Origin of the sequence: Enterobacter cloacae complex sp. P42RS (assembly GCF_014930595.1) — a bacterium.
In the GTDB taxonomy this organism is placed as follows: domain Bacteria; phylum Pseudomonadota; class Gammaproteobacteria; order Enterobacterales; family Enterobacteriaceae; genus Enterobacter; species Enterobacter bugandensis.
In genome coordinates this window covers 85,229-98,266 of the sequence record NZ_JADBRK010000007.1, presented here as the reverse complement: position 1 = coordinate 98,266, position 13,038 = coordinate 85,229, and the positions used below count along the sequence as shown (strand labels likewise).

General features: G+C 54.5%; 17 protein-coding genes. 9 read left to right on the top strand and 8 right to left on the bottom strand.

Features of this window, described 5'->3' with window-relative positions:
• Positions 1-16: 16 nt before the first annotated feature.
• Entirely contained in the window at positions 17-328 is a 312-nt protein-coding gene (rplU, locus tag IM314_RS11685; RefSeq protein ID WP_003025032.1) for a 50S ribosomal protein L21, read from the bottom strand.
• 257 nt (positions 329-585) lie between these two features.
• Here rplU and ispB point away from each other — a divergent pair, with 257 nt between their 5' ends.
• Both ispB and sfsB read left to right on the top strand, forming a co-directional pair.
• On the top strand, positions 586-1,557 hold the full coding sequence (gene ispB / locus IM314_RS11680; protein WP_028014558.1) for an octaprenyl diphosphate synthase: 972 nt from the start codon (positions 586-588) through the stop codon (positions 1,555-1,557).
• Positions 1,558-1,787: 230 nt separating this feature from the next.
• A complete protein-coding gene (sfsB, locus tag IM314_RS11675; protein WP_028014559.1) occupies positions 1,788-2,075 on the top strand; it encodes a DNA-binding transcriptional regulator SfsB in 288 nt (95 codons plus the stop codon).
• A 61-nt stretch (positions 2,076-2,136) separates the two neighbouring features.
• Here sfsB and murA read toward each other — a convergent pair whose 3' ends face one another.
• The 7 genes from murA to mlaF all read right to left on the bottom strand — a co-directional run bounded on the left by murA (position 2,137) and on the right by mlaF (position 6,929).
• Positions 2,137-3,396, bottom strand: a complete 1,260-nt coding sequence (murA, locus tag IM314_RS11670; protein ID WP_028014560.1) for a UDP-N-acetylglucosamine 1-carboxyvinyltransferase — start codon at positions 3,394-3,396, stop codon at positions 2,137-2,139.
• A 50-nt stretch (positions 3,397-3,446) separates the two neighbouring features.
• Positions 3,447-3,701: a BolA family iron metabolism protein IbaG gene (gene ibaG / locus IM314_RS11665; protein WP_008501458.1), complete on the bottom strand. Its 255-nt coding sequence runs from the start codon at positions 3,699-3,701 to the stop codon at positions 3,447-3,449.
• A gap of 126 nt (positions 3,702-3,827) precedes the next feature.
• Complete coding sequence (mlaB, locus tag IM314_RS11660; protein WP_045630728.1) at positions 3,828-4,121, bottom strand: lipid asymmetry maintenance protein MlaB; 294 nt, start codon at positions 4,119-4,121, stop codon at positions 3,828-3,830.
• Positions 4,121-4,756 carry a phospholipid-binding protein MlaC gene (mlaC, locus tag IM314_RS11655; RefSeq protein WP_028014562.1) on the bottom strand — a complete coding sequence of 212 codons (636 nt, stop codon included), beginning with the start codon at positions 4,754-4,756 and terminating at the stop codon, positions 4,121-4,123. Before mlaC ends, mlaB begins: the two co-directional genes overlap by 1 nt.
• A gap of 17 nt (positions 4,757-4,773) precedes the next feature.
• Complete coding sequence (mlaD, locus tag IM314_RS11650) at positions 4,774-5,322, bottom strand: outer membrane lipid asymmetry maintenance protein MlaD (protein ID WP_041911946.1); 549 nt, start codon at positions 5,320-5,322, stop codon at positions 4,774-4,776.
• 4 nt (positions 5,323-5,326) lie between these two features.
• On the bottom strand, positions 5,327-6,109 hold the full coding sequence (gene mlaE / locus IM314_RS11645; protein WP_045630729.1) for a lipid asymmetry maintenance ABC transporter permease subunit MlaE: 783 nt from the start codon (positions 6,107-6,109) through the stop codon (positions 5,327-5,329).
• 7 nt (positions 6,110-6,116) lie between these two features.
• A complete protein-coding gene (gene mlaF, locus IM314_RS11640; protein WP_041907869.1) occupies positions 6,117-6,929 on the bottom strand; it encodes a phospholipid ABC transporter ATP-binding protein MlaF in 813 nt (270 codons plus the stop codon).
• Between the two features lie 226 nt (positions 6,930-7,155).
• On the opposite strand from mlaF, the gene IM314_RS11635 reads away from it, so the two are divergent.
• The 7 genes from IM314_RS11635 to rpoN are packed head-to-tail and all read left to right on the top strand — an operon-like array spanning position 7,156 to position 13,022.
• Positions 7,156-8,133: a calcium/sodium antiporter gene (locus IM314_RS11635; protein ID WP_028014566.1), complete on the top strand. Its 978-nt coding sequence runs from the start codon at positions 7,156-7,158 to the stop codon at positions 8,131-8,133.
• Between the two features lie 13 nt (positions 8,134-8,146).
• Positions 8,147-9,133 (top strand): arabinose-5-phosphate isomerase KdsD, encoded by a 987-nt coding sequence (kdsD, locus tag IM314_RS11630; protein ID WP_028014567.1) that lies wholly within the window; start codon positions 8,147-8,149, stop codon positions 9,131-9,133.
• Between the two features lie 14 nt (positions 9,134-9,147).
• Positions 9,148-9,714 carry a 3-deoxy-manno-octulosonate-8-phosphatase KdsC gene (gene kdsC, locus IM314_RS11625; protein WP_025756695.1) on the top strand — a complete coding sequence of 189 codons (567 nt, stop codon included), beginning with the start codon at positions 9,148-9,150 and terminating at the stop codon, positions 9,712-9,714.
• Positions 9,711-10,286 carry an LPS export ABC transporter periplasmic protein LptC gene (gene lptC, locus IM314_RS11620; protein WP_028014568.1) on the top strand — a complete coding sequence of 192 codons (576 nt, stop codon included), beginning with the start codon at positions 9,711-9,713 and terminating at the stop codon, positions 10,284-10,286. The genes kdsC and lptC overlap by 4 nt, the downstream gene beginning before the upstream one ends.
• Entirely contained in the window at positions 10,255-10,809 is a 555-nt protein-coding gene (gene lptA, locus IM314_RS11615; RefSeq protein ID WP_028014569.1) for a lipopolysaccharide ABC transporter substrate-binding protein LptA, read from the top strand. Before lptC ends, lptA begins: the two co-directional genes overlap by 32 nt.
• Positions 10,810-10,815: 6 nt before the next feature.
• Positions 10,816-11,541, top strand: a complete 726-nt coding sequence (gene lptB, locus IM314_RS11610; protein WP_028014570.1) for an LPS export ABC transporter ATP-binding protein — start codon at positions 10,816-10,818, stop codon at positions 11,539-11,541.
• A gap of 47 nt (positions 11,542-11,588) precedes the next feature.
• On the top strand, positions 11,589-13,022 hold the full coding sequence (gene rpoN, locus IM314_RS11605) for an RNA polymerase factor sigma-54 (protein WP_028014571.1): 1,434 nt from the start codon (positions 11,589-11,591) through the stop codon (positions 13,020-13,022).
• The last annotated feature ends 16 nt before the right edge of the window (positions 13,023-13,038 follow it).

Below are 13,038 nucleotides of genomic sequence, written 5' to 3'. Positions count from 1 at the left end.
AATCTCTCCTCAGGTCTTAGGCGCTGATGCCAGTAATTTTCACATCAGTGAACCACTGACGGTGGCCCTGCTGCTTACGGTAGTGTTTACGACGACGAAACTTAACGATTTTAACTTTCTCGCCACGACCGTGTGCAACAACTTCAGCTTTGATAACGCCGCCATCAACGAAAGGAACGCCGATTTTGACTTCTTCACCGTTTGCGATCATCAGAACTTCTGCGAACTCAACAGATTCGCCAGTTGCGATGTCCAGCTTTTCCAGGCGAACGGTCTGACCTTCGCTTACTCGGTGTTGTTTACCACCACTTTGGAAAACCGCGTACATATAAACTCCGCTTCCGCGCACGTCCTCGTATGAATCAGAGTGCGCTATAAATATTCACAATAGGGCGCGAATATTACGCAAAACGCGAGCCTTTGACAAGTGCTACCGTCAATACATGAAGAAAAAAAACACAACACGTACGGTAACGTTTATCTGAGCCGTTTTTTCAGTACAATCAGCACTACTATTGATAAACCGAAACCCTTCGTTACCCCATTGAAGATGGGATCAACAGGATAAAAAGCCCGGCTTTTGCGATGAATTTAGAAAAAATCAACGAGTTAACCGCGCAAGATATGGCGGGTGTAAATGCAGCAATCCTGGAGCAACTCAACTCTGACGTTCAGCTGATCAATCAGTTGGGCTATTACATTGTCAGCGGCGGCGGTAAACGCATTCGCCCGATGATTGCCATTCTGGCTGCCAGAGCCGTTGGCTATCAGGGAAATGCCCACGTGACGATCGCCGCGCTGATCGAATTTATTCACACCGCGACGCTTCTGCATGACGATGTTGTGGATGAATCCGATATGCGTCGTGGCAAAGCCACGGCAAACGCTGCCTTCGGGAACGCCGCCAGCGTTCTGGTCGGGGACTTTATCTATACCCGCGCCTTCCAGATGATGACCAGCCTGGGCTCTCTGAAAGTGCTCGAGGTGATGTCCGAAGCCGTCAACGTTATCGCTGAAGGCGAAGTGCTGCAGCTGATGAACGTCAACGACCCGGACATCACTGAAGAAAACTACATGCGCGTTATCTACAGCAAAACAGCGCGCCTGTTTGAAGCGGCCGCCCAGTGTTCCGGCATCCTGGCTGGCTGTTCCGAGGCGCAGGAGAAAGGACTACAGGATTATGGACGCTATCTGGGTACGGCCTTCCAGCTGATTGATGATTTGCTGGACTACAGCGCAGACGGCGAAACGCTTGGCAAAAACGTTGGCGATGACCTGAACGAAGGCAAACCGACCCTGCCGCTGCTTCACGCGATGCGTAACGGAACGGCCGATCAGGCGAAAATGATCCGTGAGGCGATCGAACAGGGAAATGGCCGCCATCTTCTGGAACCTGTACTGGAAACGATGGCCATCTGCGGCTCGCTGGAATGGACGCGTCAGCGTGCTGAAGAAGAGGCTGACAAAGCCATCGAAGCTCTCCAGGTTATTCCAGACAGCCCATGGCGCGATGCTCTGATTGGTCTTGCCCACATCGCTGTTCAACGCGACCGTTAATCTTGCACCCACCTCCCCGTATCCATCGCGGGGAGGTTCAAAAACGCACCAGTAAATTCCGCATTCATGTAAATGAATCGGGTTAAAGCCCGCATGAATAAAGCCATGTCTTATTCTGAATATCCCTTCAAGTAACGCGAACTTTTTAGAACAAGAAGTCGAAATGAGTATAGTAAGCCAGTCGTTTCAGAAGAAACGGCGTAGGTGAATCCGAACATAAGGACAGCGTTATGGATACGAAATTTATCGACTGGCATACGGCAGATATCATTGCGGCACTGCGCAAAAGAGGTACGTCACTTGCAGCAGAGTCCCGCCGCCATGGTCTGAGTTCTTCCACCCTGGCCAACGCCCTGACCCGCCCCTGGCCAAAGGGAGAATTGATTATCGCGACGGCGCTGGAAACGCACCCGTGGGTGATCTGGCCTTCACGTTATCACGATCCTGTTACTCATGAATTTATCGACAGAACGCGCATGATGCGCCAGAGAAAAGCAAAAACAGAACCGCAGGGATAACGGTTTTTTTGACAGGAATAGCAACCCCCCGGTCATTTCTGGCAGGGGGCTGCCGGAACGATTACTCGCCCTTCACACGCTCGATATTGGCACCCAGCGCGCGCAGTTTGTCTTCAATACGTTCATAGCCACGATCGATGTGATAAATACGATCCACCACCGTTGTGCCTTCCGCGATACAGCCCGCCAGCACCAGGCTTGCAGACGCACGCAGATCCGTTGCCATTACCTGAGCACCGGACAGTTTCTCAACGCCATGGCAAATCACGGTATTACTTTCGATCTCAGCATGTGCACCCATACGGATCAGTTCCGGTACGTGCATAAAACGGTTTTCGAAAATCGTCTCGGTAATCACACCGGTTCCTTCGGCAACCAGGTTCAGCAGAGTGAACTGTGCCTGCATATCGGTCGGGAATGCCGGATGCGGAGCCGTACGCACGGTCACCGCTTTAGGACGCTTGCCGTGCATGTCGAGGCTGATCCAGTCTTCACCGGTTTCAACATCGGCACCCGCTTCACGCAGCTTCGCCAGAACGGCATCCAGAGTGTCTGGCTGTGCATTACGGCAGACAATCTTACCGCCAGAGATCGCCGCAGCCACCAGGAAGGTGCCGGTTTCGATACGGTCCGGCAGAACGCGATACACACCACCGCCCAGACGCTCAACGCCTTCAATGGTGATGCGGTCAGTACCCTGGCCGGAAATCTTCGCGCCCAGCGCCACGAGGAAATTGGCGGTATCCACGATCTCCGGTTCGCGCGCGGCGTTTTCGATGATGGTGGTACCTTCTGCCAGCGTTGCCGCAGACATGATGGTGACGGTAGCGCCTACGCTCACTTTGTCCATGACAATGTGCGCGCCTTTCAGACGACCGTTGACGGAGGCCTTAACGTAACCCTCTTCCAGCTTGATCTCTGCGCCCAGTTTCTCCAGGCCAAAAATATGCAGGTCAACCGGACGCGCGCCGATGGCGCAACCGCCCGGCAGCGAAACCTGACCCTGACCGAAACGTGCCACCAGCGGGCCAAGCGCCCAGATAGATGCACGCATGGTTTTAACCAGATCGTAAGGCGCAGAGAAGTTGTTCACGTTGCTGGCGTCGATCCAGACGGAACCGTTGCGCTCAACTTTAGTGCCCAACTGGGTGAGCAACTTCATGGTCGTGTCGATATCTTTCAGCTTCGGTACGTTCTGAATTTCTACCGGCTCTTCCGCGAGCAGCGCAGCAAAGAGGATTGGCAGCGCGGCGTTCTTCGCGCCAGAAATTGTGACTTCGCCCTGGAGACGCGTTGGCCCCTGTACACGAAATTTATCCATTGTGTGCTCTCTTATAAATTCAACCGTGCTGCGGGCCTGTCGCCCTCAGCTCAAAAACCGTTTAGTTTGCGATCGCGTGCCCACTCTTGCGGGGTGAACGCTTTAATCGACAGGGCGTGGATGCGGTTATCCGCAATATATTCCATCAGCGGCGCGTACACAGCCTGCTGCTTCTTCACACGGCTCATACCGTCGAACATCTCACCCACAGCAATAACCTGGAAGTGACTGCCATCGCCAGTGACGTGGGCTTCCTGAAGGGAGAGTGCATTCATCAGCACTGTCTGGATTTCATGATTTTCCATGGGCTCTTAATCATCTGATAGTGAAAACAAGCCCAACATCTTAGAGCAAAGTGGCGTCGTCTTAAACAAGCAAAAAGCCCCGACGATGAAACTGTCAGGGCTTTCGGAAGTAACGCACTGAAAATATTAACGAGGCAGTACGTCCTGAGGCAGATTGTAGAGTTGCGCAAGGGTAACGACATTGTCACTCGCGCCATGAAGCATGACGCTTGTTCCCTGCTTTTTGCCCACAGCAACCAGATGGGCGAGCAGCGCAACGCCTGCCGTATCCACCCGCGTGACGTCGGTTAAGTCGATAAGCGTCACGCCCTGCATCGCCTCATGGCGTTTATCCCACAGTGGGTTCAGCAGATCCTGGTCCAGCTCACCGGACAGCCTTAACGTCTCACCTTCACGCGACCAGCGGAGTTGCTGCGACATTACTTCTTCTCGTCCAGGGTAATTTTCTGACGAGCAATGGACTGCAGCTGTGCGGTCAGGCCATCAATGCCCTTGGTGCGCAGCAGGTCGCTCCACTCGTTTTGTTTAGTGGTGATCATGCTCACCCCTTCGGCGATCATGTCATACGCCTGCCAGTGGCCGGTCTGGCTGTTTTTACGCCACTGGAAATCCAGGCGCACCGGCGGACGGCCGTTAGGATCGATGATCGTTACGCGAATAGGCACGATGGTCGCATCACCCAGCGGCTGCTCCGGGGCGATCTGATAGGTCTGACCGTGGTACATCGCCAGCGCCTGACCATATGCCTGCTTCAGGTATTCACGGAATGCGGCAAAATAGGCCTCACGCTGCGCCGGGGTGGCGTCTTTGTAATAGCGGCCCAGCACCAGCGCTCCCGCATATTTGATCTGCACATACGGCAGCAGTTCCTGGTCAACCACGTCACGCAGATAGTCAGGATTCGCGCGAATTTTTGGCTGTTCGTTTTTGAGCCGGTCGAAGGTTTTCTTCGCAGCTTCGTCCATCAGTTTGTACGGGTTGCTCTGATCCGCAGCATGTGCCGCAGTGAGAGGGGCAATGACCAGCATGGCAACCATTAACAGTCGTTTAAACATGAATGACTTCTCCTGAATTAATTCGCAGCACCAGGGGTCGGCGCAACGTTGGTATGGTCTTCACTCTGCGCAGGGGCATCGTCAGACTTTTTATCATCCCCTTTACTGTTGTAAAGGAACTGACCAATCATGTCCTCCAGCACCATCGCGGACTTCGTATCCTGGATAACGCTACCGTCTTTAAGGATAGTCGTTCCCAGCTCGGGATCTTCAAAGCCGACGTTAAGTGCCAGATATTGTTCACCCAGCAGGCCGGAAGTACGGATAGAAAGGGAGCTGGTGTCCGGAATGTGGTTGTAACGTTCTTCGATATCCATCGCAACGCGCGGCAGATACGTTTTCTCATCGAGCGTAATGTCAGATACGCGGCCGATCACCACACCGCCAATGCGGACCGGTGAACGCGCCTTCAGCCCGCCGATGTTATCGAACGTGGCATAGATGCGATACGTCGGCTCGGTGCGTACTGAGGTGATATCCGCCGCTCTCAGGCAGATAAACAGCGCCGCCAGCAGCGCCAGCAGCAGGAAAACGCCGACCCAAATTTCATTTTTTCTCGTTTGCATGAACTCAATTCCCAAACATCAGTGCGGTGAGTACAAAATCCAGGCCCAGTACGGCCAGCGACGAATGTACGACAGTACGTGTAGTTGCACGGCTAATGCCCGCCGACGTCGGGATGGCATCGTAACCATTGAACAATGCAATCCAGGTGACCGTAATGGCAAACACCACGCTTTTAATCAGGCAGTTAACCAGATCCATTCGCAGGTCGATGGCGTCCTGCATCGCAGACCAGAAGAAGCCGGCATCGATGCCTTTCCAGTTGACCCCAACCAGCGAACCGCCCCAGATCCCCACGGCGACAAACAGAATAGTAAGTAGCGGGAGCGAGATCACCCCCGCCCAGAAACGCGGCGAGATCACGCGACGCAGCGGATCGACCGCCATCATTTCCATGCTGGAGAGCTGCTCGGTCGCACGCATCAGGCCAATCTCAGCCGTTAATGCCGACCCAGCGCGTCCGGCAAACAGCAGTGCCGCCACAACCGGACCCAATTCGCGCAGCAGCGAAAGCGCCACCAGCATTCCGAGGCTGGTTTCCGCACTGTAGGTTGTCAGAACAAGGTAGCCCTGCAGCCCCAGCACCATGCCGATAAACAGACCGGAAACAATAATGATGAGCATCGACAGCACGCCGACATTATAAAGCTGACGCACCAGCAGAGGGGCGTGCTTGCTAAACTCCGGCTTGCCGACCAGCGCGTTGAATAACATCAATCCGGCACGCCCGAACGTCCTGATGGTTTTTATGCCACGGTGTCCGAGAGCGGCCAACGCATTTAACAGCATGAGTGGCTTAACTCCCTATTCCCAGTAAATCGTCACGATAATCGCCCGCCGGGTAGCGGAACGGTACGGGTCCGTCAGCAATACCGTCGAGGAACTGCCGCACGCGTGGATCGCAATTTTCCTGCAGCGCCTGGGCGCTACCGTGTGCAACGATCTTTTTGTCCGCCACGATATAGGCGTAATCGGCAATGCTCAACACTTCCGGTACATCGTGAGACACCACGATACAGGTGACGCCGAGCGCGCTGTTCAGTTCAGAGATGAGCTTTACCAGCACGCCCATCGTGATGGGATCCTGCCCGACGAACGGTTCGTCGAACATGATTAAATCGGGCTCTAATGCAATAGCTCGCGCCAGCGCGGCGCGGCGCGCCATCCCGCCGGACAGTTCCGAAGGCATTAGCTTCGCGGCTCCCCGCAACCCCACAGCTTCAAGCTTCATCATCACCGTGCTTTTCAGCAGCTCAGGCGTCAGGCTGGTATGCTCGCGCAGCGGATAGGCCACGTTATCAAAGACGTTCATGTCGGTGAACAACGCCCCCGACTGAAAGAGCATACTCATACGTTTGCGGACAGTATACAGGCGCGAGCGCGACATCTCCGGGACGTTTTCGCCATCGAAGAGGATTTCACCGCTATCCGGTGGGATCTGACCACCAATTAGGCGCAGGAGGGTCGTTTTACCGATCCCGGACGGCCCCATGATGGCGGTGATTTTGCCACGCGGTACGGTCAACGAAATATCATCGAATATCAGTCGATTGCCGCGAGAAAAACTCACACCGCGGACATCGACGATATTCGCCATCGTTTGGCTCATTTATAGTTCCTTTCTTACCTGCTCACGTTAAGACGTGCAGCCTGAATCAGCCCTTAACCCCGCATTTTTACAGAATATTAGCCGTTGAGGTTAGCGAAAGCTGGCATTTGTTTTACTTTTCCGGCGCATAAAGTCAAAATTAGGAATTCGTTACGCCTCAGACCGTATGCAGTCCAGCCATTCCCGCGCGATGGACCGACAAGTATACCTGAAGAAAGGACTTTTGATGCTTTTAGCAACAGCACTGTTAATCATTGGTTTACTGTTAGTGGTCTACAGTGCTGACCGTTTAGTCTTTGCTGCATCTATCCTGTGTCGCCTGACGGGTGTACCGCCTGTAGTCATCGGGATGACCGTGGTCAGCGTTGGCACGTCACTTCCTGAAATCATCGTCTCCGTCTCGGCGTCGCTGCATGGTCAGTTAGACCTGGCAATTGGCACCGCGATTGGCTCTAACATCGTCAACATATTACTGATTTTGGGCCTTGCGGCACTGCTCCATCCATTTCGCGTGCATTCTGATGTTCTGCGCCGTGAATTACCGCTAATGTTAGTCGTAAGCCTGCTGGCAGGGTGCGTATTTTATGATGGCGTACTGAGCTATAGCGACGGCATTTTCCTGCTGGCGTTGGCCGTCATCTGGTTACTGTATAGTGTTAAAATTGCCCGCCAGGCGGAAAAACAGGGTCAGGATAGCCTGACGCGTGAACAGGTTGCCGAACTCCCGCGGGAAGGCACGCTGCCGGTCGCCCTCCTCTGGCTTGGCGTTGCGCTGATTATCATGCCGATGGCAACGCGCATGGTCGTGGATAACGCGACGGTACTGGCGAACTATTTCGCCATGAGCGAACTGACGATTGGCCTGACGGTTATTGCTATCGGCACCAGCCTGCCGGAGCTGGCCACCGCCATTGCGGGGGCGCGTAAAGGGGAAGATGACATCGCCATTGGTAATATCATCGGCTCCAACATATTTAATATCGCGATTGTCATGGGCCTGCCGGCTCTGATTACGCCGGGTCCGTTTAATCCTCTGGCGTTTTCACGCGATTACGGGGTGATGTTGCTGGTCAGCGTGATATTTGCCCTGCTCTGCTGGCGGCGGCAACGCCAGATCGGCAAAGGCGCAGGCGCGCTGCTGACGGGTGGATTTATCGTATGGATGGCGATGCTGTACTGGCTCTCGCCTCTTCTCTCTGGGTAAACGGAAACGCATTATGTCGCAAATAGAATTGCAGCCGGGTTTTGACTTTCAGAAAGCAGGCAAAGAGGTTCTGGAGATTGAACGTGAAGGTCTGGCGCAGTTAGATCAGTACATTAATCAGGATTTTAGTCTGGCATGTGAGAAGATATTCTACTGTGCCGGGAAAGTCGTGGTGATGGGGATGGGCAAGTCCGGCCACATTGGGCGCAAAATGGCGGCAACGTTTGCCAGCACCGGAACCTCGTCCTTCTTTGTACACCCGGGGGAAGCCGCGCACGGCGACCTGGGGATGGTCACGCCGCAGGATGTCGTTATCGCGCTGTCCAACTCTGGTGAGTCCAATGAAATTCTGGCATTGATCCCCGTACTGAAGCGTCTGCAGGTGCCGCTGATTTGCATGACCAGCCGTCCGGAAAGTAGCATGGCGCGTGCGGCCGATATTCATCTGTGCGTTAAAGTACCGAAAGAGGCCTGCCCGCTCGGCCTGGCACCAACGTCCAGCACCACCGCCGCGCTGGTCATGGGCGATGCGCTTGCCGTCGCGCTGCTTGAAGCCCGCGGTTTTACGCCGGAAGATTTCGCGCTCTCCCATCCGGGCGGCGCGCTGGGGCGCAAGCTGCTGCTGCGGGTAAACGATATTATGCACACCGGGGATGAGATCCCTCACGTCAGCAAAGAAGCCTCCCTGCGTGATGCGCTGCTGGAAATCACCCGTAAGAATTTGGGTATGACGGTCGTGTGCGACGATCTGATGAAAATTCAGGGGATCTTCACCGATGGCGACCTGCGTCGCGTGTTCGACATGGGTGTAGATGTCCGCACGCTCGGCATTGCCGATGTGATGACGCCCGGCGGCATTCGCGTGCGTCCGGGAACGCTGGCCGTGGATGTGCTGAATCTGATGCAGTCCCGCCATATCACCTCCGTTATGGTTGCCGATGGCGACCAGTTGCTGGGTGTGGTACATATGCATGATCTGCTGCGCGCTGGCGTAGTGTAATAAAGGATAAGACAATGAGTAATGCGGGTGCATCCCTTGCAACCTGTTATGGTCCGGTCAGTACCCAGATGATGGCAAAGGCGGAAAATATTCGTCTGCTCATTCTGGATGTGGATGGCGTACTTTCCGATGGCCTGATTTACATGGGCAATAATGGTGAAGAGCTGAAAGCGTTTAACGTTCGCGACGGCTACGGTATCCGCTGTGCGCTCACCTCGGGTATCGAGGTTGCTATCATCACCGGACGAAAAGCTAAACTGGTAGAAGACCGCTGTGAAACCTTAGGCATTACCCATCTTTACCAGGGTCAATCCGATAAGATGGCAGCGTTCAATGATTTACTGGGTAAACTGGCTATCGCACCGGAAAACGTGGCCTACGTTGGAGACGACCTGATTGACTGGCCGGTGATGGCTGAAGTCGGTCTCAGCATCGCGGTTGCTGATGCTCATCCGCTGTTGATCCCGCGCGCTGACTACGTTACCCACATCAACGGTGGCCGGGGTGCCGTCCGTGAAGTCTGCGATCTGCTTCTGCTGGCGCAGGGCAAGCTTGATGAAGCCAAAGGGCAATCGATATGAGTAAAACCAGACGTTGGGTTATCATTCTGCTTTCGCTTGTCGCACTGGTATTGATTGGCGTGAACCTTGCCGATCGCGACGATACGCAAACGGAAGTCGTCAACAATAACGATCCAACCTATAAAAGCGATCACAGCGACACCGTGGTCTATAGCCCGGAAGGTGCGCTGAATTATCGCCTGATTGCCCAGCACGTTGAATACTTTTCCGATGACGGCGTTTCGTGGTTTACCCAACCTGTCATGACCACTTTCGATAAAGACAAAGTGCCGACGTGGTCAATTAAGTCAGATCGGGCCAAACTGACAAATGATCGTATGCTTTATCTGTATGGCCACGTTGAAGTCAACGCCCTGACCGCTGACTCGCAACTGCGAAAAATTACGACGGATAATGCCCAGATCAACCTGGTAACCCAGGACGTGACGTCGCAGGATCTGGTCACACTGTATGGCACAACATTTAATTCCAGCGGTTTAAGAATGCGCGGGAACTTACGCAGCAAGAACGCCGAGCTGATTGAAAAGGTTAGAACCTCCTATGAAATTCAAAACAAACAAACTCAGCCTTAAAGTAATTATCGCCAGCGCGATGCTGGCGGCCAGTCTCCCCGCGCTTGCTGTAACGGGCGATACCGACCAGCCGATCCATATCGAGTCCGACACTCAGTCTCTCGATATGCAGGGTAACGTCGTCACCTTCACGGGTAACGTCGTCATGACTCAGGGGACCATCAAAATTAACGCCGATAAAGTGGTCGTTACCCGTCCGGGCGGCGAGCAGGGCAAAGAGATCATTGATGGTTACGGCAACCCGGCCACCTTCTACCAGATGCAGGACAACGGCAAGCCGGTGAAGGGCCACGCCTCGCATATGCACTATGAGCTGGCGAAGGACCTGGTCATCCTGACCGGAAACGCGTATCTGGAACAGCTGGACAGCAATATTACCGGTGACCAGATTACCTATCTGGTGAAAGAGCAAAAAATGCAGGCCTCCAGCGAGAAAGGCAAACGCGTAACCACCGTGCTGGTTCCGTCGCAGCTGCAGGACAAAGGCAAGGGCCAGGCCCCGGCACAGAAGAAGAGTAACTAATTCGCTATGGCAACATTAACTGCAAAAAATCTCGCGAAGGCCTATAAGGGCCGCCGTGTCGTAGAAGATGTCAGTCTGACCGTCAACTCCGGCGAAATTGTGGGCCTGCTTGGCCCGAACGGTGCGGGTAAAACCACCACCTTCTACATGGTGGTGGGTATTGTGCCGCGCGATGCCGGCAACATTATTATTGACGATGAAGATATCAGCCTGCTGCCGCTGCACGCGCGCGCGCGCCGTGGCATCGGCTATCTGCCGCAGGAAGCCTCTATTTTCCGTCGTCTGAGCGTCTTTGATAACCTGATGGCAGTCCTGCAAATTCGCGACGACCTGACCAACGAACAGCGTCAGGATCGCGCCAACGAGCTGATGGAAGAGTTTCATATCGAACACCTGCGCGACAGCCTGGGCCAGGCCTTGTCCGGGGGGGAACGCCGTCGTGTTGAGATTGCGCGCGCGTTGGCCGCCAATCCGAAGTTTATCCTTCTGGATGAACCGTTTGCGGGCGTTGACCCGATCTCCGTTATCGACATTAAACGCATTATCGAGCATCTGCGTGACAGCGGACTTGGCGTGCTGATCACAGACCACAACGTTCGTGAAACGCTGGCGGTATGTGAACGCGCGTATATCGTGAGCCAGGGCAATCTGATCGCTCACGGTACGCCGCAGCAGATCCTCGAAGACGATCATGTTAAGCGCGTCTATCTTGGGGAAGACTTCAGACTCTGATAGGGTAGAGGTAACGTAACGCCGAACCGGAGAAAAATGCTCTGAACATGAAGCAAGGTTTGCAATTAAGGCTCAGCCAACAGCTGGCGATGACGCCGCAGTTACAGCAGGCAATTCGTCTGTTGCAACTGTCCACCTTAGAACTCCAGCAGGAGCTCCAGCAGGCGCTGGACAGCAATCCCCTGCTGGAGCAAGCCGATCTTCATGACGAGGTAGATACCCAGCAGTCACAGGACACAGAAGCGCTCGACACCGCGGATGCACTCGAACAAAAAGAGATGCCGGACGAGCTTCCGCTGGATGCCAGCTGGGATGAAATCTATACCGCCGGGACCCCTTCCGGCACGCGTGCAGACTACCAGGACGACGAGCTACCGGTCTACCAGGGCGAAACCACCCAGTCGCTGCAGGATTACCTGATGTGGCAGGTAGAGCTTACCCCCTTCTCCGATACCGACCGCGCCATTGCCACCTCGATTGTCGACGCCGTTGATGACACCGGTTATTTGACCGTCACGCTGGACGACATTCTGGAAAGCATGGGCGATGAAGAGATTGAGATTGAGGAGATTGAAGCGGTACTGAAACGCATTCAGCGCTTCGATCCGGTCGGGGTGGCCGCTAAAGACCTGCGCGACTGTTTGCTGATCCAGCTTTCTCAGTTCAGCAAAGAGACGCCGTGGCTCGACGAGGCACGCTTAATCATCAGCGATCATCTGGATCTTCTGGCTAACCACGATTTCCGCACCCTGATGCGCGTGACGCGCCTGAAGGAAGAGGTGCTGAAAGAGGCGGTAAATCTGATCCAGTCCCTCGATCCGCGTCCCGGTCAGTCGATCCAGACCAGCGAACCCGAGTACGTTATCCCGGACGTGCTGGTCAGAAAACACAATGACCGCTGGGTCGTTGAACTGAACTCTGACAGCATCCCTCGCCTGCAAATCAACCAGCAGTACGCCTCCATGTGTACCAGCGCGCGCAACGACTCCGACAATCAATATATTCGCAGCAATCTTCAGGAAGCGCGATGGTTGATCAAGAGCCTGGAGAGCCGGAATGATACCCTGCTTCGCGTGAGCCGCTGCATCGTCGAACAGCAGCAGGCATTCTTTGAGCAGGGCGAAGAGTATATGAAACCGATGGTGCTGGCGGATATCGCCCAGGCCGTCGAGATGCATGAATCCACTATTTCCCGCGTTACTACGCAGAAGTATCTGCACAGTCCGCGCGGTATTTTTGAGCTTAAGTATTTCTTCTCCAGCCACGTGAACACCGAGGGTGGCGGCGAAGCCTCCTCAACGGCGATTCGCGCCCTGGTGAAGAAGTTGATCGCCGCGGAGAACCCCGCGAAGCCACTAAGTGACAGTAAGTTGACCACCATGCTGTCCGATCAGGGTATTATGGTGGCACGTCGTACTGTTGCGAAGTATCGAGAGTCTTTATCCATTCCGCCGTCTAACCAGCGTAAACAACTGGTCTGACACAACCGATAAGGAA

Coding starts and splice junctions, on each gene's coding strand:
- mlaB (WP_045630728.1), bottom strand. CDS start 4,121: ATGTCGCAGCAACTCCGCTGGTCGCGTGAAGGTGAGACGTTAAGGCTG.
- sfsB (WP_028014559.1), top strand. CDS start 1,788: ATGGATACGAAATTTATCGACTGGCATACGGCAGATATCATTGCGGCA.
- lptA (WP_028014569.1), top strand. CDS start 10,255: ATGAAATTCAAAACAAACAAACTCAGCCTTAAAGTAATTATCGCCAGC.
- kdsD (WP_028014567.1), top strand. CDS start 8,147: ATGTCGCAAATAGAATTGCAGCCGGGTTTTGACTTTCAGAAAGCAGGC.
- mlaE (WP_045630729.1), bottom strand. CDS start 6,109: ATGCTGTTAAATGCGTTGGCCGCTCTCGGACACCGTGGCATAAAAACC.
- rpoN (WP_028014571.1), top strand. CDS start 11,589: ATGAAGCAAGGTTTGCAATTAAGGCTCAGCCAACAGCTGGCGATGACG.
- ibaG (WP_008501458.1), bottom strand. CDS start 3,701: ATGGAAAATCATGAAATCCAGACAGTGCTGATGAATGCACTCTCCCTT.
- mlaD (WP_041911946.1), bottom strand. CDS start 5,322: ATGCAAACGAGAAAAAATGAAATTTGGGTCGGCGTTTTCCTGCTGCTG.
- murA (WP_028014560.1), bottom strand. CDS start 3,396: ATGGATAAATTTCGTGTACAGGGGCCAACGCGTCTCCAGGGCGAAGTC.
- ispB (WP_028014558.1), top strand. CDS start 586: ATGAATTTAGAAAAAATCAACGAGTTAACCGCGCAAGATATGGCGGGT.
- kdsC (WP_025756695.1), top strand. CDS start 9,148: ATGAGTAATGCGGGTGCATCCCTTGCAACCTGTTATGGTCCGGTCAGT.
- mlaC (WP_028014562.1), bottom strand. CDS start 4,756: ATGTTTAAACGACTGTTAATGGTTGCCATGCTGGTCATTGCCCCTCTC.
- lptC (WP_028014568.1), top strand. CDS start 9,711: ATGAGTAAAACCAGACGTTGGGTTATCATTCTGCTTTCGCTTGTCGCA.
- rplU (WP_003025032.1), bottom strand. CDS start 328: ATGTACGCGGTTTTCCAAAGTGGTGGTAAACAACACCGAGTAAGCGAA.
- lptB (WP_028014570.1), top strand. CDS start 10,816: ATGGCAACATTAACTGCAAAAAATCTCGCGAAGGCCTATAAGGGCCGC.
- IM314_RS11635 (WP_028014566.1), top strand. CDS start 7,156: ATGCTTTTAGCAACAGCACTGTTAATCATTGGTTTACTGTTAGTGGTC.
- mlaF (WP_041907869.1), bottom strand. CDS start 6,929: ATGAGCCAAACGATGGCGAATATCGTCGATGTCCGCGGTGTGAGTTTT.